This is a genomic window from Virgibacillus necropolis (genome assembly GCF_044793635.1).
GTDB lineage: Bacteria > Bacillota > Bacilli > Bacillales > Amphibacillaceae > Virgibacillus_F > Virgibacillus_F necropolis_A.
In genome coordinates this window covers 1,241,825-1,266,375 of sequence record NZ_CP084992.1, presented here as the reverse complement: position 1 = coordinate 1,266,375, position 24,551 = coordinate 1,241,825, and the positions used below count along the sequence as shown (strand labels likewise).

The 24,551-nt window shown below is 38.3% G+C and carries 21 protein-coding genes and 1 riboswitch; of the genes, 19 read left to right on the top strand and 2 right to left on the bottom strand.

Annotation, left to right across the window (positions count from 1 at the left end; genetic code table 11):
• Positions 1-36 precede the first annotated feature (36 nt).
• The 7 genes from LG329_RS06250 to LG329_RS06220 all read left to right on the top strand — a co-directional run bounded on the left by LG329_RS06250 (position 37) and on the right by LG329_RS06220 (position 9,433).
• The gene (locus LG329_RS06250; protein WP_404454771.1) at positions 37-1,623 is read left to right on the top strand and encodes a glutathione ABC transporter substrate-binding protein; all 1,587 of its coding nucleotides are present in this window, start codon (positions 37-39) and stop codon (positions 1,621-1,623) included.
• A gap of 59 nt (positions 1,624-1,682) precedes the next feature.
• On the top strand, positions 1,683-2,915 hold the full coding sequence (locus LG329_RS06245; protein ID WP_404454768.1) for an amidohydrolase: 1,233 nt from the start codon (positions 1,683-1,685) through the stop codon (positions 2,913-2,915).
• 19 nt (positions 2,916-2,934) lie between these two features.
• Positions 2,935-4,155 carry an amidohydrolase gene (locus tag LG329_RS06240; protein WP_404454765.1) on the top strand — a complete coding sequence of 407 codons (1,221 nt, stop codon included), beginning with the start codon at positions 2,935-2,937 and terminating at the stop codon, positions 4,153-4,155.
• Positions 4,156-4,325: 170 nt separating this feature from the next.
• Positions 4,326-5,129 carry a serine hydrolase gene (locus tag LG329_RS06235; RefSeq protein WP_404454762.1) on the top strand — a complete coding sequence of 268 codons (804 nt, stop codon included), beginning with the start codon at positions 4,326-4,328 and terminating at the stop codon, positions 5,127-5,129.
• A gap of 132 nt (positions 5,130-5,261) precedes the next feature.
• Positions 5,262-6,959 (top strand): peptide ABC transporter substrate-binding protein, encoded by a 1,698-nt coding sequence (locus LG329_RS06230; protein WP_404454759.1) that lies wholly within the window; start codon positions 5,262-5,264, stop codon positions 6,957-6,959.
• A 275-nt stretch (positions 6,960-7,234) separates the two neighbouring features.
• Positions 7,235-8,671 (top strand): 4-hydroxyphenylacetate 3-monooxygenase, oxygenase component, encoded by a 1,437-nt coding sequence (gene hpaB, locus LG329_RS06225; RefSeq protein ID WP_404454756.1) that lies wholly within the window; start codon positions 7,235-7,237, stop codon positions 8,669-8,671.
• A 42-nt stretch (positions 8,672-8,713) separates the two neighbouring features.
• On the top strand, positions 8,714-9,433 hold the full coding sequence (locus LG329_RS06220; protein WP_404454754.1) for a gamma-glutamyl-gamma-aminobutyrate hydrolase family protein: 720 nt from the start codon (positions 8,714-8,716) through the stop codon (positions 9,431-9,433).
• Positions 9,434-9,630: 197 nt separating this feature from the next.
• Here LG329_RS06220 and LG329_RS06215 read toward each other — a convergent pair whose 3' ends face one another.
• Both LG329_RS06215 and LG329_RS06210 read right to left on the bottom strand, forming a co-directional pair.
• Positions 9,631-10,794: an acyl-CoA dehydrogenase family protein gene (locus tag LG329_RS06215; RefSeq protein WP_404454752.1), complete on the bottom strand. Its 1,164-nt coding sequence runs from the start codon at positions 10,792-10,794 to the stop codon at positions 9,631-9,633.
• 214 nt (positions 10,795-11,008) lie between these two features.
• Positions 11,009-11,134 carry a hypothetical protein gene (locus tag LG329_RS06210; RefSeq protein ID WP_404454749.1) on the bottom strand — a complete coding sequence of 42 codons (126 nt, stop codon included), beginning with the start codon at positions 11,132-11,134 and terminating at the stop codon, positions 11,009-11,011.
• Between the two features lie 281 nt (positions 11,135-11,415).
• Here LG329_RS06210 and motA point away from each other — a divergent pair, with 281 nt between their 5' ends.
• From motA to LG329_RS06150, 12 genes are all read left to right on the top strand, one after another.
• Positions 11,416-12,216: a flagellar motor stator protein MotA gene (gene motA / locus LG329_RS06205; protein ID WP_404454746.1), complete on the top strand. Its 801-nt coding sequence runs from the start codon at positions 11,416-11,418 to the stop codon at positions 12,214-12,216.
• Complete coding sequence (gene motB, locus LG329_RS06200) at positions 12,194-12,961, top strand: flagellar motor protein MotB (protein ID WP_404454743.1); 768 nt, start codon at positions 12,194-12,196, stop codon at positions 12,959-12,961. Before motA ends, motB begins: the two co-directional genes overlap by 23 nt.
• 141 nt (positions 12,962-13,102) lie before the next feature.
• A complete protein-coding gene (locus LG329_RS06195) occupies positions 13,103-14,050 on the top strand; it encodes a dipeptidase (protein WP_404454740.1) in 948 nt (315 codons plus the stop codon).
• Positions 14,051-14,135: 85 nt separating this feature from the next.
• Positions 14,136-15,980, top strand: coding sequence for an asparagine synthase (glutamine-hydrolyzing) (gene asnB / locus LG329_RS06190; RefSeq protein ID WP_404454737.1), 1,845 nt, complete (start codon positions 14,136-14,138; stop codon positions 15,978-15,980).
• A gap of 234 nt (positions 15,981-16,214) precedes the next feature.
• Positions 16,215-16,658, top strand: coding sequence for a YkvA family protein (locus LG329_RS06185; protein ID WP_404454735.1), 444 nt, complete (start codon positions 16,215-16,217; stop codon positions 16,656-16,658).
• An 81-nt stretch (positions 16,659-16,739) separates the two neighbouring features.
• A complete protein-coding gene (locus LG329_RS06180) occupies positions 16,740-17,384 on the top strand; it encodes an SDR family oxidoreductase (protein ID WP_404454732.1) in 645 nt (214 codons plus the stop codon).
• A 114-nt stretch (positions 17,385-17,498) separates the two neighbouring features.
• Positions 17,499-17,546: riboswitch (PreQ1 riboswitch) on the top strand.
• Positions 17,547-17,622: 76 nt separating this feature from the next.
• Positions 17,623-18,120, top strand: a complete 498-nt coding sequence (gene queF, locus LG329_RS06175) for a preQ(1) synthase (RefSeq protein ID WP_404454729.1) — start codon at positions 17,623-17,625, stop codon at positions 18,118-18,120.
• A gap of 315 nt (positions 18,121-18,435) precedes the next feature.
• Positions 18,436-19,419, top strand: coding sequence for a LacI family DNA-binding transcriptional regulator (locus tag LG329_RS06170; protein ID WP_404454726.1), 984 nt, complete (start codon positions 18,436-18,438; stop codon positions 19,417-19,419).
• A 6-nt stretch (positions 19,420-19,425) separates the two neighbouring features.
• Entirely contained in the window at positions 19,426-20,178 is a 753-nt protein-coding gene (locus LG329_RS06165; protein ID WP_404454723.1) for an SDR family oxidoreductase, read from the top strand.
• A 220-nt stretch (positions 20,179-20,398) separates the two neighbouring features.
• Entirely contained in the window at positions 20,399-21,730 is a 1,332-nt protein-coding gene (locus LG329_RS06160; RefSeq protein WP_404454720.1) for an ABC transporter substrate-binding protein, read from the top strand.
• Positions 21,731-21,788: 58 nt separating this feature from the next.
• Positions 21,789-23,108: an ABC transporter substrate-binding protein gene (locus LG329_RS06155; RefSeq protein WP_404454717.1), complete on the top strand. Its 1,320-nt coding sequence runs from the start codon at positions 21,789-21,791 to the stop codon at positions 23,106-23,108.
• Between the two features lie 102 nt (positions 23,109-23,210).
• The gene (locus LG329_RS06150) at positions 23,211-24,542 is read left to right on the top strand and encodes a carbohydrate ABC transporter permease (protein WP_404454714.1); all 1,332 of its coding nucleotides are present in this window, start codon (positions 23,211-23,213) and stop codon (positions 24,540-24,542) included.
• The last annotated feature ends 9 nt before the right edge of the window (positions 24,543-24,551 follow it).

The window sequence follows — 24,551 nt, the reverse complement described above, 5'->3', positions numbered from 1 at the left end:
GGTAGTAATCACAAAATAGAAAGGGATGGTCAATGTATGACAAAGTTAAAACGTTTCGTTCACGGAAAGTCTGGTTTAATGCTTGTAGTCCTTTTACTTACGGTTATGTTTCTTCAGGCATGTTCGACAACTGGCGGTGCTGAGGAGTCGGATGACGGTTCACAGAGTGAAGCTAATGCAGAGGGGGGAACGTTAAAGGTTCTTATTAAGGCGGATGCAACAAATCTTGACCCTCATTTTATTACCAATATTGATTCTGCAAATATTATTTATCAAAAGGTATATGAAACGCTTGTAGCATTTAATGATGACATGGAAATTGTTCCAAATCTAGCAAAAGATTGGAAACAGATAGATGAAACGACTTGGCAGTTTAAATTGAATGAAGGTATCACATTCCATGATGGTGCTCCATTTAACGCAAAAGCTGTAAAAGCCACTTTTGATCGATTGCTTGATCCAGAAACGGGTTCACCACAAAGAGAAAAATTAGGTATGATTGAAGAAGTAAAGGTAATAGATGAGGCGACGGTTCAGTTAATATTAAGTAAACCATACGCTCCCCTCTTGTCTATTTTGGCAAGTAATGAGGGAAGCATCATCAGCCCAAAGGCGATTGCTGAAAGTCCAAAATCACTGGCATCCCATCCTGTGGGAACGGGACCATTTGTTTTTGAATCATGGAATACTGGACAAGATATTACACTTGTCAAAAACGAGGATTACTGGGGTGAAAAACCTAAAATTGATAAGGTTGTTTTTGAGGTGATTCCTGAATCTGCTACAAGGCTTGCAATGATTGAAACCGGGGAAGCACATATTACAGATACTGTGCCAATTTCTGAAATTGAGCGAATCAAAAATTCCGATACGTTGAACCTCTATCAGACAGATGGATTAGCGGTTAGTTACATTGCTTTTAACGTGCAGAACGCTCCAGTAGATAATGTGAAACTACGTAAAGCAATTAGTCATGCGGTTGAACGGGATGCAATTATAAAAGGGATATTTAATGATGTAGGAACATTAGCAAATTCAGCAATGAGTCCTAAAGTTTTTGGATATAGTGAAAATATTAAGCCATATGAGTACAATATTAATAAAGCCAAGCAATTAATGGAAGAAGCAGGATTTAAAGATGGCGTTAATCTGACATTGGTTACGAACGATCGTCAAGAACGAGTGAGAATGGCAGAGGTTATTAAATCTCAACTCAAGGGTATTGGAGTAAACGTTGAAATTCAGGTGCTTGAGTATGGCGCATATATTGACGCGATAGATAAAGGTGATTACCAGATGATGATCAGTGGATGGGGTAATGCAACAGGCGATGGTGATTATAACCAATATAACTTGTTCCATTCTGATTCTCACGGTCTAGCAGGAAACCTATTCTATTATTCAAATAATAAAGTAGACAAATTACTAGAAACTGCTCGTAGCGAAACTAGCTCAGAGAAACGAGAAGAGTTATACGAGAAGGCTATGAAAATTGAAATGGAAGATGCGGTGTACATTCCGATTCGAAATTATCAACATTTAGCCGTATACAATAACAATGTGGAAGACTTTAAGATAAGTCCAGTTAGTTACATCATGATTGACAATGCTACTGTTAAGTAATTAGGAAACTGGTGAAAGGGGGTTAATCCCCCTTTCTACATTATAAGGAGGAATATTTCATGCAAAACTTATTAATTAAAAATGCCCAGTTAGAAACAGGGTTTGACGAGCAAGACGGAGTTATTTTGAAAACGAACACAGAAAAGAAAGATATCCTAGTGAGGCAGGGCGTCATTATAGAAATTAATGATTCGATTGAGGTTCCGGAAGATATAGCTATTCTTGAGGCTAACGGTCAGTTGTTGATGCCATCTCTTCGTGAAATGCACATCCATATTGATAAAACATACTTTAGTGGTCCATGGAAAGCATGCAAGCCGATAACGAATGGCATTTTTACAAGAATAGAAGAAGAACAAAAGCTGTTACCGAAACAATTAGCGGTGGCAGAGAAACGAGCTGAAAGAGTAGTACAGCATTTACTTGCTCAGGGTCATACCCATATTCGTAGCCATTGCAATATCGATCCATCTATTGGATTGAAAAATCTTGAGGTAACGGTTAAGGTACTTGAACGTTATAAAAGTCAACTGACATATGAAATTGTGGCATTTCCGCAGCATGGATTACTTCGAAGTAATGTAGAAGGATTAATGCGTGAAGCGATGCAATCGGGAGCAACTTTAGTTGGTGGTGTTGATCCGGCGACGGTTGATCGTGATATTGACCGCTCATTAGAAACGATGGTCGATATTGCTGTTCAAGCTGGGGCTGGGATGGATCTTCATTTGCATGATCCGGATTCACTTGGTGCATTCACATTTGATAAACTAGCTACTTTAACAAAGCAAGCGAATTTAGAAGGCAAGGTGACTATTAGCCATGCCCTGGCACTTGGAGATTTATCAGGTAATGATTTACAGGAAACAATTGAGTTGCTTCAATCTGCTCAAATTGATATTACTTCAACCATACCAATTAATCGTCCGACGGTTCCGATTTTCACTTTAGATAAGGCAGGAATTCCTGTTTCTGTGGGACATGATAGCTTGACTGATCATTGGAGTCCTTTTGGAACTGGGAATACAATTGAAAAACTAAGTATATTAGCGGAACGTTTTAAATTAATAGATGAAAAATCATTAAGCCAAGTATGGAAGTTTGCTAGTGGTGGTATTACCCCATTAAATAATTCGGGTGAACAAGTATGGCCAAAAATTGGCGATAAAGCTGATATGCTAATTGTCGATGCAAGTTGTTCGGCGGAGGCAGTGGCTCGAAGAAAATCGATTTCTCATACTATTCATCAAGGGAAAAAGATTGAAACTAATATAGATGCCGTTCAAGTATAGAAAGGAGGTTTATAAACCGATGAAGACAACATGGGTTCAAAATGTGAAATTAGAAACAGGAAGTTATACAGATGAGGAAGGTTACGGTTCCACAAAAACAGGGATTTTTCATCTGAAAGTCGAAGAAGGAAAGATTGTTGATCAGATTCATGAACACAATTCTATTCCTGATTCAGATAGCAGGAAACTGGATGCTAAAGGACTTTTAGCCGTGCCGACATTTAAAGAAATGCATAATCATCTAGACAAGACCTATATGAGTTTAGGATGGAAAGCGTGTAAACCGGTTCGAAATTTAAAGGAAAGACTTCATTATGAGGCTGAAGAACTTATAGAACTAGCTCCTACTACGAAGCAACGTGCGAAAACAATGATTGAAACACTTTTATCTCAAGGGTCCACACACATTCGGACACATGTAAACATTGATCCTTACATAGGATTGAAAAATCTCGAGGGAGTTTTAGCTGCATTAGAGGATTATAAAGGGATTATTACTGCAGATATAATTGCATTCCCACAACACGGACTGCTTAGGGACGAGGTTCCAAATTTAATGAGGGAAGCCATGCGATCTGGAGCAACTATGGTTGGTGGATTGGATCCGGCGGGAATTGATCGGTCGATTGAAAAGTCATTGTACAAAACGATGGATATAGCTGCAGAATTTGATGCAGATGTAGATATTCACCTTCATGATGGGGGCCATATGGGATGGTATACCATTGAAAAATGGTTGGATATGGCCGCAGATGCAGGTTGGCAAGGACGGAGCGCGATTAGTCATGCATTTTGTATTGGGGAGGTTCCAGAGGTACGCGCACACCAGCTTGCTGAACGATTAGCAGAACAAAAGGTGGCAGTTATGTCGACGATCCCCCTTACCAAATCATTACCTCCTGTACAGTTGTTAGATAAGCATGGTGTTGATGTTCATTTTGGATGCGATGGATTTTTTGATTCTTGGAGTCCACATGGGACAGGTGATGTGTTGGAGAAGGTAACTAAATTTTGTGAACTGGCAGGTCTTAAGGATGAAAATCAGTTACGCAAGTCCTTGAAATGGGCGACAAAAGGGGTAACACCTTTGAATAATCAAGGAGAAAAACAGTGGCCAAAGAAAGAAGACCCAGCTGATTTTGTATTTGTAGATGCTGCTTCATCTGCTGAATTAGTAGCACGAAAACCTATTCGAAATGCAGTGATGGTTAATGGTGAAATTGTTTATGGAAGTTTATAAGAATAAGGAAGCTTAGTTTCAAACATAGAAAGGGGAGCAGTCACAGTGATGTCTGCTCCTTTTTAGATGTTTTTATAGTGGGAACTTTGATATCTTATTTAAAATAAAGGAAAGTAGACTGTTTTGTCGAATATTAATATGTATAGGTATTTTTCGAGGGGGTTATATACATGAAACAACTAACAAACAACATACAAGCCATCACTGAAAAAGCAGGTGGCACATGGGGAATTGCACTTAAAGACCTCAATACGAAAGAAACATGGACAAGCAACGGGGATGAACTTTTTTATGCTGCCAGTGTTATAAAGGTTCCTATTTTAGTAGCTGCCTATACTGCTTTTGATGATAGGGAATTTTCATTGAGTGATACAGTTGAATTAAGAAAGGAAGAATTAGTAGGAGGGTCTGGAGTACTGCAGCATATGACACCTGGAACTAAACTAACGATTTACGATATTATGACGCTGATGATCATTCAAAGTGATAATACTGCCACCAATATAGCCATTGATCTTGTTGGTAAGGAAAAAATTCGTGAGACGATGAAAGTTATGGGTCTAGAGAAAAGCAAATTTTATAATAAGCTTATGGTTGTTCCTGCTAATCTTGATGGAGTTAACCAAGTTACAGCATCAGAGATGACATCCATGCTTCAGCAATTGGTAGCGGGTGATGTTGTATCTATGCATGCTTGTGAACAAATGATAGATATGATGAAGAAACAGCAACTTCAAAATTGTTTACCTGGTAGACTTACAGAACAAGATTCAGAGATAATAGGAGTACCGAATGAGTGGGAGCTAGCGCACAAAACTGGTTCTATTTCGGGTGCTTGTCATGATATAGGTGTTTTTTATGTAGGGAACCGGGCAATGATTGCTTCCGTTCTGTCGAAAGGTGTGGACGACTTCCAATCTCCCCACTTTATTTCGGATATTGGCTGGGAAATTTATCACTATTTGAAAAAGTAATTGTGTGTAGATGTCGTATTTAGCTCAAATGGGTAAAAAGAACTGCTTGTATAATTGACTGAAAAATAATATAATTAAAACAATAATTTTATAAGCGTTACTATATGTTATTTACTAGGGGGAGTATTACAGATGAAATTATCAAAATTTTCGTTACTTTTAATGCTAGGTTTACTACTTAGTATATTCATGGTTGCCTGCTCCGGAGATAAAGGAGAGGAAACTAGTGAAGGAACTAGTGAAGCTAGTAATGAGAAAGAAAAAGAGTCAGTTGAGGCTAGTGGTGATGTAGAGCAAGTATTTAATCTAACCGCATCAGCTGTTATTCCTACAATGGATTCTTCCTTAGCGACAGATTTACTAGCATTTCAAGCGTTAAGTAGTACAAAGGAAGGTCTATATCGTTTAGGTGAGGGTGGAGAAATTGTTGATGGAATGGCAACAGAACACAGTATTAGTGAAGACGCACTTACGTGGACGTTTACACTTAGAGAGGATGCAGTCTGGTCCAATGGTGATCCTGTAACTGCACATGACTTCGTGTATGCATGGCAACGTGCGGTAAACCCTGAAACTGGTTCCGAATATGGACCTTACATGATGGGCGGCGTACTTAAAAATGCAACCGCTATCAGTGAGGGTAAGAAATCAGTTGACACATTAGGTGTTAAAGCAGACGGTGACCACACTTTAGTTGTGACACTTGAAAAAGCAATTCCTTATTTTGAGTCATTAACTACATTTGGTACATATTATCCATTAAACGAAAAGTTCGTTAAGGAACAAGGTGACGACTATGCAACAAGCTCGGATACTTTATTATCAAATGGACCATTTGTATTAAAGGAATGGAAGAGTACCGCTGAATCTTGGTATTATGAAAAAAATGAAGATTACTGGGACGCGGAAACTGTAACACTTGAAAAACTAACCTATAATGTTGTCAAAGATCCGCAAGTAGGAGTGGATTTATATGAAAAAGGTAAGTTGGACAGTACGGCTCTTACTTCAGAACTAGTCGATGTGTATGGTTCACATGAAGATTTTGAAATTACACTTGGTACAGGTGTATATTACCTTAAAATGAATCAGACCAAATCTGAAGCACTTGCAAATAAAAATATTCGAAAAGCAATTAGTCGAGCGTTTAATAAGCAAGCTTTAGTTGATGAAATTTTGAATGATGGATCAATTGTAGCAAATGGTTTTGTGCCTAAGAACTTCGTAACAATGCCAGAGTCTGGAAAAGACTTCCGCGAAGTTAGTGGCGACCTCGTTACGTTTGATGTTGAGGCTGCACAGGAGTTTTGGAAAAAAGGTTTAGAGGAACTAGGTAAGGACAAGATAGAACTTGAATTTTTATCTAGTGATAGTGAAACGTCTAAGGAAATGGGCGAATACATTGCCCATCAATTAGAAGAAAATCTTAAAGGGTTAGAGATTAAATTGAAACAAGTGCCATTTGAACAACGATTGGCGTTGGATGATTCAATGGACTATCAGATTCAATTTTCATCTTGGTTCCCTGACTACCTAGATCCATACACGTTCTTAAATCTATTTATAACAGATGGTGGAAACAATAAGATGGGATATTCCAATCCTGAATATGATAAATTAATGGAAAAAACTGCAAACGAGCTAGCACTTAAGCCTGTCGAACGATATGAAGCGTTCCTGCAAGCAGAAAAGATTCTGTTTGAAGATGCAGCAATTGCACCAGTTTATCAAAGCGGTTCTGCCGAGTTAAACTCGCCTAGGATGAAAGGTGTTATAAACAACTCATTTGGTGCTCTTTATGAATACAAGTGGGCTTCGGTAGCTGAGTAAGGGCCACACCCTGTTTAAAAATCTGCATTCTTAGAAAACTTGGCGCCAAGCCTTAGTTGCACTTATGCAGTAAGAAAGGATTTATACTTTCTTAACTGCTAAAAAAGAAGTAATCGGCCCATTAAACATGGCGATTACTTCTTTTGTGTATATGAAAACACCCCACACAGGCACAATTGAAAAAGTATATTAATAATATACAACTATAGAAATGGATGAACAATTTCAATTCATCCATTAAAAAACAATCAGCTATTAGCTTTAGGGGTGTGTGTATGCCAGCTATTACCGGAAATGACTATATTAAGCGGATAGATCAGCTTAACACGAATATATGGGTAGACGGGAAACCGGTGCCAGGAAAGATTTCGGAACATCCTGCATTTAAAGGGGTAATAAAAAGCCAAGCTGCTCTTTATGACTTGCAGCATAAACAATCAATAAATGACGTTATGACCTATCCATCACCGTTAACTGGTGATCGAGTAGGTGTGTCTTATTTACAGCCAAAAACGCGAGAAGATTTAGTGAAAAGACGAATAATGGTTCAACACTGGGCTAAATCGAACAATGGAATGATGGGAAGAAGCCCTGACTATATGAATACAGTGTTAATGGCGTTTGCTTCTTCTATAGATTTTCTGAAAGGAAAAGAAAATTGTTTTCCTGAAAACATAACCAAGTTTTATGAATATGCTCGTGAAAATGATCTATCCATGACACATACTTTTATTGATCCACAAGTAAATAGAGCGCAATTTTATTTTGAAGATACCGATGAGCCTATTGCTGCCAAAGTAGTGGAAAGGAACGAAGAAGGTATTGTCGTAAAAGGTGCACGACTTCTTGCGACACAGGGTGGTATAACCGATGAAATCCTTGTTTTTTCAGCAGGTGGGATCCAAGATAAAGCGAATGGATTTGCGTTTTCTATACCAAGTAATAGTAAGGGTCTGAGGTTTGTTTGTAGAGAATCGTTTGTGGGTGGGGAATCTTCATTTAATTATCCGTTAAGCTCAAAGTTTGAAGAGATGGACACGATTGTTGTTTTTGACAATGTATTAATTCCGTGGGATCGAGTCTTTTATTATGACAACATTGAAGTATCGAATAGTTTCATGGCATCCAGTACATTTTTGCCTTTTACATTGCATCAAGCTGTTTCCAGGCAAATTGTTAAAACGGAATTTGTTTTAGGTGTCGTCCAATCCATCATTAATACGATTAACATTGGAGAATATCAGCATGTACAGGAGAAGGCTTCAGAAATTATTGTTGCATTAGAGACGATGAAAGCTTTAGTGATCAAATCAGAGGACGAAGCTGAAATCGATGAGTGGGGATTTATGAGACCAGATCGAATGACATTACAAATTGCCATTAATACGTTTCCACGTGTTTATCCAAGGTTTACCGAAATTATACAGCTTTTAGGTGCAAGCGGATTAATGTCGATCCCAACTGAAAATGCATTTCAGTCGAATGTTAGGAAAGATATAGATCAATATTTGCAGGCTAAATCCTGCAACGCGGAGGAACGTGTTAAGCTTTTCCGTTTAGCGTGGGATTTAACGATGAGTTCATTTGGTACACGCGAAACGTTATATGAACGGTTTTTCTTTGGCGATCCTATTAAGTTATCGAGTCAGCTATACTTCTCGTATAACAAGGAACCCTATGTGAAGCGGATTGAGGATTTTTTAAAGGACTAAGTAATTTTGTTAAACCTATTCAATTTAACAGGAGGGAAACTAATGAAACCACTAATTGGGGTCACGTCATCAATGGAACTAGATGAAGAAACTTATTTTGTTAACTCAGATAATATAAGCGTGATTACGCAGGCAGGTGGAACCCCCATTATACTACCGAATCTAGTAGATGAAGAGTCTATTACTCAAATTGCTAATACAATTGATGGTTTGTATGCTACAGGTGGATATGACATTGATCCTACGTTGTTCGGAGAAGAGCCACATCCAAATCTTGGAACTATTATACCTGCGCGTGATTATTTTGAAATGCTATTAATTAAAAAAATGCTTGAGAAGGATAAACCTATATTAGCCATATGTCGTGGCTGTCAGATACTGAATATTGCGGTGGAGGGAGATATGTATCAGGATATTTACTCTCAAACTGACCACGATTTATTACAACATCGACAGCGTGCACCAAAAGGACATGGTTCACATTTTGTCACTGTTTTAAAAGACAGTCTTCTGCATCGTCTGACCGGTGTGAATAGATTAAAGGTAAATAGCATGCATCATCAAGCTAATCGAAAGGTTATTCATCCATTTCAAGTTAGTGGAAAATCCAATGATGGGATAGTTGAGGCAATCGAGAGTAAAGAACATACGTTTGTGTTGGGATTGCAATGGCACCCGGAAAAGATGGTAGAAACAAAAGACGAAGCTTCATGTAGAGTCTATCAGGCGTTTTTAGATTCATGCCAAAGTAAAAGTCGCTAGTAGATTTCGTCTACTAGCGACTTTTCGTCTTGTATTCAGATTAGTCATTTCCCGGGAAATATCGACTTAAAATCGGGTAATGGCATACCCTGCTCAATTCCTGTCGAAAAACTGAAATTCGCTGTTTCACCCAGGTGAGAGCCTTGATGCTATCCGTGAGTTGGTTTACCTTTAATATTTGTTAGATATAATTAGTTTCACTTAGAGTCTACCTGCCTAGCAATAGAAGTTGAAGCTAGTTGTATGATTGTCATGTCATCCATTGGTGGGTTGTGAATACCTGCACGTACATCCCGGTAGTATCGTTGCAAAGGGTTCTGCTTAGATAAACTTCGTGCACCTGTAATCCGCATGGCTAAATCTACAATTTCTACAGCTTGATTCACGACTGAAAGTTTAACTGCACCAAGCTCTGGTTTCATTTCTTCACGAGTTTCTTCGCTACTCTCATCCCATTTTCTTGCTACGGAGTAAAGGAAATGTTGCGATTGCATAAAGCGCAATTCCATTTCTCCGATTTTTTGTTTGACGTTTGGCAAGTCAGAAATTGTACCTTCAATGCTATTGGGCGAATAATTTGATGCAAAATCTATTGCATATTCTTGTGCTGCCCGGGCTATTCCTAGGTAACATGCTGGAATATGGAGGAGCCAACCTGCAGCTGGTTTATTGCCAGGTGTTAAATATTGAACAAGATCATCGTTGTTTACGTGCACGTTCTCTAATACAAGATCATGACTACCAGTTCCCCTCATTGCAATAGAGTCCCATGTTTCTTCAATTTCCACCCCGTTTTTTTCTCGTTTGATTAGAAAATTGCCAACTTTATCAGAGGCTTCAATCGAAGCACTAACAACAAAGTAATCCAGGATCGGTGCTAGGGTAGTGAAAGTTTTTCTACCATTTAATACCCAGCCATCGGTTGTTTTCTTCGCGGAAGTTTCAGGGCGTCCTCCCCTAGTGGGGCTTCCGGTAGCTGGTTCAGTTGCCGCGTTATTTAAAAGCGCTCCTGTCTTTAAAACATCTTGGGCAAAGGCAGCGTACTTTTCCTCATTCCAAATCTGATTTTCTCCAAGGTATTTTGTAATACCCATATGCCAACCGATTGAAAGTGCTGTTGAACCGTCAACTTTTGCAATGGTTTCTTGCATGCGGAGCATTTCATAAAGCGAGATACCTAATCCACCATATTCTGTTGGAATGGTTAATGCAGGATATCCGATTTCTTTCAAATCGTTAAAGTTCTCAAATGGAAAAGTTCCATCTTCATCGTGCTTTTGCGCTCTTTCTATAAAGGGTACTATTTTTTCTTTTAATGCTTCGATTCTTTCTTCGGTTGTATTAAAATCTGTTAATTTCATCAGTAACCTCCTAGTTTTATTCCTACAAGATTAGTCGGGTTTAATATGTGTATTATTTCATTAACCTGTATAAGGTGTAAAGCAATTAAGCTTTTTACCAAAATAAAATGGAGCCTATTTTTTCATTCGAAAAATAGGCTCCATTGTTTGATAGTATAAGTTCGCCTTTAACCTTCATTCTGGAGTGTATGAATAACACCTTCCAACTCGGCAGTTAAATGATTAGTTTTTTGGAGACATCAAGGGTTGTTTCTGTTAGATCATATTGTAGGTCAGTAGAGTGAATACCTGCCTTTGTCCCAGATACAGATTGCTGGACGGATTGTGAAATCTGTCGCATTGATGTATTTACCTTTTCGGAAGATGAAGCTAATTCTTCTGTTAATGATGAAACTCCTTGAATTTGCGAAGCTACTTCTGTTGATGATTCCGAAATATGATGAAATACTTTATTGGACTTTTGAGCAAATGCCAGTATAAGTGCAACTAAGGGCTTTCGCCATTAGAAGCTTGGCGATAAGCCAAGTTTTCTAATAAATTTTCCATTCTAGTTAAAAAGTTGCATATAAATACCGATATATATTCTATAGACATTTTTATTATTAAATCGGGGGTTAGGTAATGGATAAGGCATCAATTATAGGAATTATATTAGCAGCTATTGCCATCGGGGTTGGGATGACGTTAAAAGGGGTTCCTCCTGTCGCATTATTAAATCCAGCCGCATTATTAATTATTTTTGTAGGGACAGCAGCATCGGTTTGCATTGCATTTCCGATGAGTACACTTAAAAACGTACCGACACTTTTCAAAATTATATTTATAAAGGAAAAAAATAATAAAATAGAAGATGTTATTGAAATGTTTACGGAATGGTCAGAGCTTAGCCGTAGAGAAGGTGTTTTGTCTTTAGAAGGAAAGCTTAACGAAACAGAGGACACGTTTCTATATTCTGGAATGCAATTAGTGGTTGATGGTCAATCACCAGATTTTATACGGGATGTAATGTTGGAAAAGATTGACGCCATGGAGGAAAGGCATCTTAAAGGTGCAGCAATTTTTAGCCAAGCAGGTACATACGCCCCCACATTAGGTGTGTTAGGAGCGGTAATTGGTTTAATCGCAGCGCTTGGTCATATGGAAGATACAAATCTATTAGCTAATGCTATTTCTGCAGCATTTATTGCTACTTTAATGGGTATTTTCTCAGGTTATGTGCTTTGGCATCCTTTTGCAAATAAACTAAGAGAAAAATCTAAGAATGAAGCACAAGTCAAACATGTGATGATAGAAGGGATATTATCGATAGCGAATGGTGAATCACCACAGATTATTAAAGATAAATTAGGGTCTTATCTTTCACCAAGGGAATTAATGAAGGTAAATCAGGAGGAAACCAATGCGCAAAAAGAAACAGCGTAAAGAGCCACATATAGACGAATCATGGTTACTGCCATACGCGGATTTATTAACCCTTCTACTTGCATTATTTATTGTATTGTTTGCAATGAGCAGTATAGATGCCGAAAAATTCGAAGAGCTCGCCCGTGTTTTTAAAGGTGAATTTTCCGGCGGTGTTGGTGTGTTAGAGCATAGTGATAGTCCTGTGAAAAAGCCAAATGAATCTCCCGTTGATATAGAAAAAGAGAAAGAAGAGGAAGAGAAAGAGAAAGAGAAAAATCCTTTAACTAATAAAGAAAAAGAAATAAATGAATTGAAGGAACTGCAAAGGAGAATTAATGAATACATTGAAAAAAGTAATTTGTCCGGAGTACTAAAAACACAACTGGATGATGGTGGGTTATTAATTACTATTTTAAATGATGTCTTCTTTGATCCCGGTAGTGCTGAAGTAAAGGATGCGGGAGTTAAAATTGCAAAAGAGGTTTCAAACTTTTTAAATACTGACCCACCAAGGAATATTGTTATCAGCGGGCACACGGATAATCGTCCTATGCATAACGAGGAGTTTGATTCTAACTGGGAATTAAGCGCTATACGAGCTGTTCACTTTATGCGTTTATTACTTGAGAACGAAAACCTGGATCCTAAAAAGTTTAGTGCGAAAGGCTTTGGAGAATATCATCCAATCGTGCCTAATAACAGTGAAGCTAATAAGGCAAAAAACAGACGTGTTGAAGTATTGATTTTGCCTAATTTCGAATAACATATTATGTAGGTTGAAATTATAGGTACTGAGTAGTTAACGCTACTTGGTATTTTTTCTGTTTGATTTTCATATTGATTTATCACCTTCGTCACTCTAACATATATATTAATATACATAACCATTCGAGGGGGCTTTCAAATGAAAATAATTGATACACATTGTGACGCATTACTTAAACTGCAGCTTGCGAAACGTGGCAAGTTTTTTAATGAAGGCGCACTAGACTTTAAGAATTCAAAGCATTTGCATACGAACTTAAACAATTTAAAAGCTGGGCAGTCTATGGCACAGTTTTTTGCTATATTTATTGATCCAGATGTCCCCGCCGAGGAAAAATGGCAGCATGCACTTGAACAAGTGGATTTATTTTATACAGAGGTGCTTGGGAAAAATCCAGAAATGAAGCACATTAAATCATGGAAGGATTTTGATGTATTACAAGAAGGTGAAATTGGTGCAGTTTTAACATTGGAAGGTGCAGATGCAATTGGTAATGATTTAGGTAAGCTAAGACATCTATACCGCTTAGGCGTTTTGTCGATTGGTCTGACTTGGAATAATGCTAATCTTTGTGCTGATGGAGCAGAAGAACCACGTGGGGGAGGATTGACTCTTCTCGGAAAAGAAGTGGTGAAGCAGAATAACGAAAATCATGTTTATACCGACGTATCTCATTTAACGGATAAGGGATTCTGGGACGTTATAGCGTTAGCAAAATACCCGATTGCCAGTCATTCAAACACACGGACACATTGTAATCATCCTCGTAATCTTGATGATGAACAAATCAAAGCAATGTTCGCGAACAATGGTAACATTCACGTTGTTTTCCACCCGCCGTTTGTTAATCCGGATAGTAAGCATGCATCAATTTCTGATGTGGTAAAACACATTGATCATTTATGCTCACTTGGTGGAGTGAAAAAGGTTGGATTTGGTTCTGACTTTGATGGTACTTCTTCTTTTACTGGTCTGGAGGATTATTCACAATACCAAAATCTAGTTGATGAACTGCTTAACCACTACTCGGATGACGAGGTAAAAGGTTTTGCTTATCAGAACTTTTTGGACAATCGACCACAGTAGGATTTGAAAAAATATAGTGACACATGCCCACCCAATTGCATAAACTGACCACGGAGAAAAAGTTTACCGTGGGGAGTGATAAATATTGTGTGGAATTACAGGTATTATTAATTGGCAGAAGAACGTTCGAGCAGAGCAATCCACATTAAAAAGAATGACAGAAACATTGACATTAAGAGGTCCAGATGACTCGCAGGTGTGGATGAGCCAACATGCTGCCTTTGGTCACAAAAGGCTGGCGGTTGTTGATCTCGAAGGTGGAAAACAGCCGATGAGTAAGGACAATGGCGGTGTTACGTACACACTTGTATATAATGGTGAATTATATAATACGGAAGAATTGCGGAAAGAATTAAGGAATAAAGGGTACCAGTTTCATACGACTTCAGATACGGAAGTTTTACTTACAGCCTATATCGAGTGGAAGGAAGAATGTGTTCGATACTTAAACGGAATATATGCTTTTGGCGTTTGGGACGCGGGCAAGGAGCATTTATTCATGGCAAGGGACCGGCTTGGCGTTAAGCCGTTGTTTTTCCTGGAATCAAATGGACGTTTCCTTTTTGGATCCGAGTTAAAAGCGATTTTAGCGCATGATGATGTGAATGCTGAGGTAGATCACGATGGTCTATCAGAAATATTTGGGTTAGGTCCTTCAAGAACTCCTGGTCATGGAATCTTTAAAGGGTTTAAAGAGTTAAGGTCAGGCCATGCGTTAACATTTTCGAAGGATGGCCTCCGCGTTTGGCGTTATTGGAATATGGAAAGCCGTGAACATAATGATTCAGTTGATGAAACGTCCGAAAAAGTGAGGAGTTTGTTTGTTGATGCTGTTCAACGTCAATTGGTTGCGGATGTTCCGGTATCGACATTTTTATCAGGTGGTTTAGATTCGAGTGCTATTACTGCTATTGCTTCTAATTACTATGAAAAAAATGGAAAAGGGCCTTTATCAACGTTTTCGGTTGATTACGAGGGGAACGATCAATATTTTAAGGCTAGTAAGTTCCAGCCTTCAAGCGATCAGCCTTGGATTGAAAAAGTTGTGAACCATTGTTCAACAGATCATCATAATGAAGTGATTACCGGGTTTGAGTTAGCAGATCTATTGAAAGAAGCGGTTGAGTTACGTGATCAACCTGGGATGGCAGATATCGATTCTTCGCTATTATGGTTTTGCCGTAGAATTAAGCAGCATACGACAGTAGGCTTGTCAGGTGAATGTGCAGATGAAATTTTCGGGGGATACCCTTGGTTTCATGACACCTCCAGTTCAAAAAATGGTTTTCCTTGGATGAAATCGTTGGATTCAAGGATCGACTTACTTCATCCTGAATGGCAAACTAAATTAAATCTGAAATCCTATGTCATGGATCGGTATAACGAAACAATCAATGAAACACCCCGACTTGATGGGGAAAGCGGAAAAGATGCGCGGCGTCGGGAGCTTTTTTACCTAAATATGCATTGGTTTATGGCCCAGTTGTTGGATCGTAAGGATCGAATGAGCATGGGGGCGAGTCTTGAGGTTAGGGTTCCATTCGCAGATCATAAACTAGTTGAATACGTTTGGAATATTCCATGGGACATGAAAATTTTAGATGGTAGAGAAAAAGGTATTCTACGAAAAGCATTGGAAGGGCTATTGCCGGACGACGTGTTGTATCGCAAAAAAAGCCCTTATCCGAAAACCTTTCAACCAGAGTATACACGTCAGGTGGTAAACTGGATGGAGGAAATACTAGCAGATTCTAATTCGCCACTTTTCAATTTTGTAAAACGGGATCGAATAGAAGCCATTGTAAAAAGTGAAGGAAAAGAGTTTACTGAACCTTGGTATGGCCAATTGATGAAAGGGCCACAGTTAATTGCTCATTTATGTCAGATTGATCATTGGCTGCGGAAGTATGATGTTAGAGTTCGTGAATAGATATAGGAAGATATAAAAAATGCCTGAATTTTTCGGGCATTTTTTTTAATAGCTAAAATTGTATGTCATTTAGGAATTTATCAACCGTTTCATGGGGTTATCAACTGTTTATTAAAAAATATCGATAATCCTCCATGTTTTTCCTTTAAACTACTATTATTTGTACAATTGTTGCGTTTTAGCTGATTAAACACTAACATAAAGATTAGAGTATTATTTGTAGGAGGATAAGACATGAATTACAAGGAGAAATTAGCGAAACTTGATCCAGCTAAAGCGATAAAAGGAAGTCAAAAATATTTTTCCGAAAATAAATTTGGTGAGAAAATGCTAAACTATGCGAAGTTGTTAGGTACCAAATTAGCGTATTACAGTTTCTTGTTGTTTTATGCTTTCAAAAGCCCGAACACGCCGAAGTCTGCAAAGTTGACGATTGCGGGTGCGCTAGGTTATTTAATTTTACCTTTAGATGTAGTGCCTGATTTTATCCCATTGGTTGGGCTAACAGATGATAGTGCAGTAATAATTTATGCAGTATATCGAATTATTTCCCATATCGATGAACCGATTAAGCAAAAAGCAGATGCGAAGATGAAGAAGTTTTTTGGTGGAAATTATGATACGAAGGATATAGATGAAAAATTGGTTATGGATCAGAAAGAAGAATCCGAGGCGTAAAGGGTTACTAACGTTTAGTAATGCCTGTTAACGGCTATATACTTTATATACGATTTTTACAAGTAAAGGGGTAGATATATAATGAAAGTATTAGTAGCAGGAGCAAATGGTCATACAGGTCGTCTGCTTATTCAGTATTTGAAAGATGATGGTCATGAACCGTATGCGATGATTCGTAAAGAAGAACAGAAACCTGAGATGGAAAAACTCGGTGGTATCCCTGTTGTTGCTGATTTGGAAGGAGACCTTGGTCACGCAGTACGGGGCATGGATGTGGTCATGTTCGCCGCAGGATCTGGAAGTAAAACGGGATCAGATAAGACTACTGATGTAGATCGTGACGGTGCGATAAATCTTATTAAGGCAACAGAGAAATCAGGTACGAAGAAGTTTATTATGTTAGGTAGTTTTGGTGCTGGTCGTGACCTTGGCGAACCAGAAGAAGGACAGGAAGCTATGCATCATTATATAAAAATGAAAAAAGAAGCGGATGAATATTTGATGGGAACAGAACTTGATTATACCATTGTTCGTCCTGGCGGGCTTACTCATGATGAAAGTACCAGCAAAATAAAAGTTGGTGAGACTGTCGAGCGTGGTTCTATTCCGCGTGCGGATGTTGCGAAGACAATGATTGCTGCAATACAAGAACCGAATGCCTATCATAAAGCATTTGAAATGATATCAGGTGATGTCCAAATTGAGGATGCGTTGAAAAGCCTATAGATAATTCTGGGCGCAATTCACAGCCATTGTTAAATTGTGTCTAACAATCTCCATTGACATCTGATTGCCTTGTTCATATAATTAGGTGTAATGGAGATTTTTATTTCCGTAATTACGGAAGAGGTTCTTAGCTTTTAACCCTCTATAAAAAACTAAGGACAGATGATGATTACGAAACCATGTGCCTTAGGCCATGGTTTTTTTGATTATTACATACTACAGAGAAAGAGGTAATCGCATGACAGGCAGAAGAGATGAAGACTTGACAGATTTAACCCTTTTGGGAAGTCAAGGTACAACCTACCAGTTTGATTATAAACCTGAAGTTTTGGAGGCCTTTGATAATAAACACGTAAACAGGGATTATTTTGTAAAACTTAATTGTCCTGAGTTTACGACTTTGTGTCCAAAAACAGGCCAACCAGATTTTGGGGTAGTTTATATCAGTTATATTCCTGATATAAAAATGGTTGAAAGTAAATCATTAAAATTATATTTATTCAGCTTCAGAAATCACGGAGATTTTCATGAAGATAGTATGAATATAATAATGAACGATTTAATCGATCTAATGGATCCGCGTTACATAGAGGTATGGGGGAAGTTCACCCCACGCGGAGGAATTTCAATTGATCCTTATTGTAATTATGGAAAACCAGGAACAAAATTTGAACAGATGGCCGATCATCGCATGATGAATCATGATTTATATCCAGAGAAAATAGATAATCGTTAGATGTTTTTTAGAGAGAAGCTTGTTCCTTTTCTAAACAAAGGGATGAGGATTATATGTTTATTTATTTAAATGCGTTATTTGTACTTATTTACTGGTAAAGTCGGCAAGAAAGTCAGAAGCGAAACGATTAGAAGTATCAATGTCTGAGTAATGTTGCTATAGAAAATAAATGGTTATAAGAGAGATACTGGGTAGATTGTATTACCCAGTATCTTTTTATTGTATGCGTTAATAAGCAGGTTATATTGACAAATAGTTGTAATAATAATAACATATATGTAATCGTTTACAAAAAAATGGAAAGCAGGGGATCTCGTGGCAAACATTCAAGAAGTGGCTCAGAGAGCGGGGGTTTCCGTTGCAACGGTTTCAAGAGTTTTCAATAATAGTAGTACTGTTGCAAGAAAAACTAGAATGAAAGTGGAGCAGGCTATACATGAATTGAATTATGAGCCGAGTGTACTGGGGCGTAACTTGAGGAACTCGGAAAGCAGGTTACTTCTTGTATTGATCCCTAGCATTTCGAACCCTTTTTACTCAGATATAATCAATGGTATTGAAGACACTGCAATAGGTCTTGGATACAATATTCTGCTGTGTGAAACAGATTCGAACCCAGACAGGGAAGCTATCTATTTTAATTTGATACGAAACCGTTTAGCGGATGGGATCATTTCCATGGATCCTTCAGTGAACAAAACCAAATTAATCGAGCTCTCGAATCAATATCCGATTGTTCAGTGCAGTGAATTTGACGAGGATGCTAATATTTCCTATGTCACGATTAATAATGAGTTGGCTGCTTATCATGCTGTAAAGCACTTAATAAAAATTGGTCAGAAAAAAATTGCACTTATCAATTCAGATGAAAAATTTCTATATGCGCGGGAACGTCGTCGTGGTTACGAAAAAGCTATGAATGAATTTGGCTTAGAAATTGAGTCGGACTGGATTTATAATACGGAATCATTGGATTTTGAGGATGGTAAGCTAGCGATGAGAAGTTTACTTGATTTGCCTGAAAAGCCGACAGCCGTGTTCGCTGTATCCGATGTTTTGGCAATTGGTGCGTTAAAGGAGATCAACTCATCCGGGTTGCGGGTTCCAGAGGATATTGCCTTGATAGGATTTGATAAAATAGCATTTTCTAACATGACACATCCAACGTTAACTACTATTTCACAACCGATGTATAGGATGGGTTGTATTTCTGCAAATATGATAATAAATAAAATTCAAGGTAAAAAAGTGGAAAGTATCATTTTAGACCATGAATTGGTGATTCGTGAGTCTACATAAGAGGTGATGGGTATGCATGAAAAAATTGCAGTCGTAACTGGGGTTAGTCATACACATGGAATCGGTGCAGCAGCATGTCGAAAGCTTGCTGCTGATGGGTGTGCGATATTCTTTACCTATTGGAAAGCGGAACCTGAATGGGCGGATAGTTTTCGAAAAGAAATGCTTGAACATGGTGTTCGATGCTCGAGCATAGAGATCGATTTATCTGATTCGCACGCACCGATAAAATTATTGGATGAGGTAGAACAGAGGTTAGGCTTGCCAACGATATTAGTGAACAATGCTGCATATTCAACAAGAGATGGTTATCAGGTATTGGATGCACAAACACTTGATAATCATTATGCAGTAAACATGCGGGCAACTTTTTTACTGTGTGTGGAATTCGCAAGACGATTTGAAAAGGCTCAGGGTTCTGCGGGTCGGATTATTAATATGACTTCAGGTCAAGCGCAGGGACCTATGTTGGAAGAACTAGCTTATGGTGCGACAAAAGCGGCGATATCAGGGTTTACGTTGACCTTATCAGCTGAGATAGCTCCACTTGGTATTACGGTAAACGCAGTAAATCCCGGGCCAACAGATACTGGTTGGATGACAGAAGACCTTAAGCAGGAGCTCTCCTCACAATTTATGATGGGGCGCATGGGAATGCCTGATGATGCAGCACGTTTAATCGAATTTCTTGCAAGTGACAAGGCGGAATGGATCACAGGACAGGTAATAAGTTCTGAAGGTGGATTTTTACGGAGGTAGTATTGTGTATTCGAGGCATAGATGTTAATGAAACTGACATCTATGTTTTTTTTTTGGTCCGCCTGTCCAAAAGGACTTGTCAGATTTTTTTAAACTTATCATTGACAACGCTTTCACTTATTGTATAATAAAGGCGTAATGTAATCGATTTCATTTTTTTGAAAATTATATTCACTCCATTTCAAAATGATGAGGTTTAACAAAAAAGGGGGAACTATTATTGAAGTTCTGGAAAAAGGGATTAGGTAGTCTGTGGGTCATCGTAATGGTCATTTTATTAGTAGCTTGTAACAACACAGATACTGAAAAGAAAGATGAAACTGAGGATACCTCGAATAATGATACATCTACTGAAGCTGAAGGAACAACTGATGAAGAAGAAGTTACAATTGTATATGCCCGGGGTGTAGATACAACTGGAGCAAATGAAAAGCTAGTTGCTGCATTTGAAGAATCTCATCCAAATATTAATGTCGAGTTTCGTGAAATGCCCGCTGATACAGGTCAACAACATGATCAGTATGTAACCGCATTCAGTGCGCAAAGCGCTGAAATTGATGTTTTCGATGCTGATGTAATCTGGCCAGCGGAATTTGCGCAAGCGGATTATGCATTAGAGTTAGATCGTTTTATTGAAAAGGATAACATTGATATGAGTGCATACTTCGAAGGTGCTGTAGCATCTGGTAAGTTTAACGGAAAACAATGGGCAATGCCTAAGTTTACGGATGCTGGAATGCTTTACTACCGTTCCGATATCGTGGAAGAGCCACCTGAAACCTGGGATGAACTTATTGAACAGGCAAGTAAATTGCAAGGTGAAGCTGGAACTGAATTTGGATACTTAATGCAAGCAGCTCAATACGAAGGGTTGGTTTGTAACGCTATTGAGTTTATTGCATCTTTCGGTGGACAAATTATTGATGAAGAAAACAATGTAGTAGCGGATAGCCCTGAAACGGTGAAAGCTATTAAGAAAATGAAAGAAATCGTAAATTCCGATTTTGTACCTGATAACATTTTAAACTTTATGGAAGTAGAAACAGAAACTGCATTTATTGAAGGGAAATCAGTATTTGCTCGTAACTGGCCTTACATGCAGGCATCAGCTGCAGATGAGGAAAGGTCAGAAGTGGTTGGTAATGTAGAAATTACTACGCTACCAAAAGGCGATGCAGGAAGTGCCGCTACATTAGGTGGATGGATGACAATGATCAACCGTTATACTGAACATCCTGAGGCAGCTTGGGAATTTGTAAAATTCATGACTGGTCCAGAAGGTCAAAAGATTACTGCAACTGAAGGTGGTTCTGCTCCAACACTTAAAGCACTTTATGATGATCCTGAAGTAAAAGAAGCAAGTCCATTATTTGCAAATCCAGAATTCGTTAAAGTATTGGAAAGCGCTGTTCCTAGACCAGTAACTCCAATCTACCCTGAAATCTCTGATATTATGCAAATCGAACTTTCCAAAGCCTTAGCTGGTGAACAAACTGCTGAAGAGGCTGCAAAAAATATGCAAACTAAAATTGAACAAGCAGTAAGTGAATAAGTAGCTGTAGTATGAGAAACGGCAAAAAAATGAACTCAATCAAAAAGGAGGAACCGTTTTGAAGTTTTTTAGCAAAGGGTTAGGTAGCTTAGGGATTCTTCTTGTTCTGGCATTCTTGTTAGTAGCCTGTAGTAATTCAGAAACCGGAAGTAAGGATGAAACTGAGGGTACTAATGATAAAAAAGCAGATAAATCTTCTGATGAAGAGGTAACAATTGTTTATGCTCGTAATGTTGATTCAACAGGTGCTATCGATCTTGTAATTGAAGCATTTGAGAAAAAGTTTCCAAATATAAATGTAAAATATCGTGAAATGCCTGCCGATAGCGGACAGACACATGACCAGTATGTAACAGCTTTCAGTGCGCAAAGTTCTGAAATTGATGTTTTCAACGCCGATGTGATTTGGCCGGCTGAATTTGGACAAGCAGATTACGCGCTAGAGTTAGATCGTTTTATTGAACGGGATAACATTGATATGGATGCATATTTCCCGGGAACTGTAGCATCTGGTAAGTATAATGGGAAGCAGTGGGCAATGCCTAACTACACGGATGCGGGTGTTCTTTACTACAGATCCGATATTGTTGAGGAACCACCAGAAACATGGGATGAATTAATTGAAATGGCAGCAAAGTATCAAGGTGAAAAAGGAACAGAATTTGGTTATATCATGCAAGCAGCTCAATATGAAGGCTTAATATGTAACGCAATTGAGTATATTGCTTCCTATGGCGGTCAAATTATTGATGAGAACAATAATGTATTAGCTGATAGTCCTGAGACAGTCAAAGCTATTAAAAAGATGAAGGAAGTTGTGAATTCTGACTTTGTACCGGATAATATTTTAAACTTTAAAGAAGTAGAAACGGAAACTGCATATATTGAAGGAAATTCAGTATTTGCTCGTAACTGGCCGTACATGCAAGCATCAGCAGCAGACGAAGAACGCTCGAAAATTATTGGCAATTCAAAAATTACAACCCTACCATCAGGTAGTGAAGGTAGTTCGTCTAGTCTAGGTGGATGGATGGCAATGATTAACCGTTATTCTGAACATCCTGAAGAAGCTTGGGAATTCGTGAAATTTTTAACTGGTCCAGAAGGGCAAAAAATCACAGCAATTCATGGTGGCCGTGCTCCTACGTTAAAAGCATTATATGATGACCCAGAAGTAAAAGAAGCAAGCGCATTATTTGCAAATCCAGAGTTTAAAAAAGTATTGGAAAATGCTGTTTCAAGACCAGTAACTCCAATCTATCAAGAAATCTCTGACATTATGCAAATCGAACTATCAAGAGCTTTAACTGGGGAACAGACTCCTGAAGAGGCTGCAAAAAATATGCAAACAAAAATTGAAGAAGCTGTTAATGATTAAACAAAAATAAAAATAAGGCGGGATGGGAGAAACCTCATCTTGCCTTTTCTATCAATCTTTCATGCATACATATTATTAGTTTTATAGGTGAGGGGGGTAATTATGGGGGATAAGAAAAAACGAAAATTTCAACTGAATGAAAAGCAACTAGGGTATGCGATGGTTATTCCATCGTTGATTCTCGTAATTGTGGTTGTCCTTTGGCCGGTTGCTCAGTCGTTTTGGAATAGTATGTTTGATTACCGGCTAAATGATCCCGCACGATCGGAGACATTGCTTGGTTCGAATATCGACCTTGAGAACTACCTCGATAATCATTTTTATATTGAGGGTCAGCTAGAAGATCTAAAGAGCTCAGCCGGCAAGCCAGAGGTAAAAGAAACAATTACCACGATTGAGGAAGGGATCAACAAATATCACAGTGAATTAATTAGTGATGAAGCGGTGAAACAAAAGGTAGATAAGATCAATGAAATGTTGATGAATTACAAGCCTGTAACAAATGAGGAATTAAAGTATAACGAAATAGAAAATGACTTTGCAAAAGCTTATCGTTCGGCTCTGGATTCTTATCAAAAAGATTTGACGCAAATCGCTGAATCTATTGATGACGATGCGCTAAGTGAGCAGTTTAAACAAACGGCAGGATTACTAGGTAGTACCAGTGAAACAATACTGAAGTCCAATTTCGTCGGCTTAGAGAATTACGTTAACTATTTTCAGGACAAGCGAATGTGGAAATCGTTGTGGAATACAACATTTTTTACAATAATTTCTGTAGCCTTTGAACTGGTGTTAGGTTTGGCAATTGCGCTGCTAATCAACCGAGCATTTAAAGGTAGAGGAATTATCCGAGCATCTGTTTTGATTCCATGGGCAATTCCAACAGCTGTTGCTGCCATGATGTGGGGCTTTTTATATGACGGGCAATCCGGTGTTGTCGCCCATTATTTACAAGTATTACACATTATTCCTGATGCATCCTGGTTATTATCGACCGCTAATGGTGGTATGTTCTCAGTGATTTTAGCAGATGTCTGGAAAACAACTCCATACATGGCTTTGTTACTTTTAGCAGGTCTCCAAACTATACCAGCATCGTTATATGAAGCTTCAAACGTGGATGGTGCTAATAAATTCCAACAATTTTGGAGTATTACATTGCCATTGCTTAAATCGTCTATATTAGTTGCATTATTATTTAGAACACTAGACGCATTTCGAGTGTTCGATCTAATTTACGTATTAACTGGCGGTGGGCCAGCCAATGCAACAGAATCAATATCCATTTACGCTTATAAAACATTGTTTGCTCAACAGAACTTCGGTGAGGGCTCAACACTTTCCGTTATCGTATTCTTATGTGTGGCAATCATTAGTTTTATCTATGTAAAGCTAATCGGATCAGAATTATTTGCAGGTCGTTCGAAATAAGGGGGGGCA

What these genes read in the sequence shown, in the direction of transcription:
- motA (WP_404454746.1), top strand. Translation starts at nt 11,416, where the DNA reads ATGGATAAGGCATCAATTATAGGAATTATATTAGCAGCTATTGCCATC.
- LG329_RS06165 (WP_404454723.1), top strand. Translation starts at nt 19,426, where the DNA reads ATGGGTATGCATGAAAAAATTGCAGTCGTAACTGGGGTTAGTCATACA.
- LG329_RS06250 (WP_404454771.1), top strand. Translation starts at nt 37, where the DNA reads ATGACAAAGTTAAAACGTTTCGTTCACGGAAAGTCTGGTTTAATGCTT.
- LG329_RS06185 (WP_404454735.1), top strand. Translation starts at nt 16,215, where the DNA reads ATGAATTACAAGGAGAAATTAGCGAAACTTGATCCAGCTAAAGCGATA.
- LG329_RS06215 (WP_404454752.1), bottom strand. Translation starts at nt 10,794, where the DNA reads ATGAAATTAACAGATTTTAATACAACCGAAGAAAGAATCGAAGCATTA.
- LG329_RS06195 (WP_404454740.1), top strand. Translation starts at nt 13,103, where the DNA reads ATGAAAATAATTGATACACATTGTGACGCATTACTTAAACTGCAGCTT.
- LG329_RS06180 (WP_404454732.1), top strand. Translation starts at nt 16,740, where the DNA reads ATGAAAGTATTAGTAGCAGGAGCAAATGGTCATACAGGTCGTCTGCTT.
- LG329_RS06210 (WP_404454749.1), bottom strand. Translation starts at nt 11,134, where the DNA reads ATGCGACAGATTTCACAATCCGTCCAGCAATCTGTATCTGGGACAAAG.
- LG329_RS06230 (WP_404454759.1), top strand. Translation starts at nt 5,262, where the DNA reads ATGAAATTATCAAAATTTTCGTTACTTTTAATGCTAGGTTTACTACTT.
- LG329_RS06245 (WP_404454768.1), top strand. Translation starts at nt 1,683, where the DNA reads ATGCAAAACTTATTAATTAAAAATGCCCAGTTAGAAACAGGGTTTGAC.
- queF (WP_404454729.1), top strand. Translation starts at nt 17,623, where the DNA reads ATGACAGGCAGAAGAGATGAAGACTTGACAGATTTAACCCTTTTGGGA.
- LG329_RS06240 (WP_404454765.1), top strand. Translation starts at nt 2,935, where the DNA reads ATGAAGACAACATGGGTTCAAAATGTGAAATTAGAAACAGGAAGTTAT.
- LG329_RS06235 (WP_404454762.1), top strand. Translation starts at nt 4,326, where the DNA reads ATGAAACAACTAACAAACAACATACAAGCCATCACTGAAAAAGCAGGT.
- LG329_RS06220 (WP_404454754.1), top strand. Translation starts at nt 8,714, where the DNA reads ATGAAACCACTAATTGGGGTCACGTCATCAATGGAACTAGATGAAGAA.
- motB (WP_404454743.1), top strand. Translation starts at nt 12,194, where the DNA reads ATGCGCAAAAAGAAACAGCGTAAAGAGCCACATATAGACGAATCATGG.
- hpaB (WP_404454756.1), top strand. Translation starts at nt 7,235, where the DNA reads ATGCCAGCTATTACCGGAAATGACTATATTAAGCGGATAGATCAGCTT.
- LG329_RS06150 (WP_404454714.1), top strand. Translation starts at nt 23,211, where the DNA reads ATGGGGGATAAGAAAAAACGAAAATTTCAACTGAATGAAAAGCAACTA.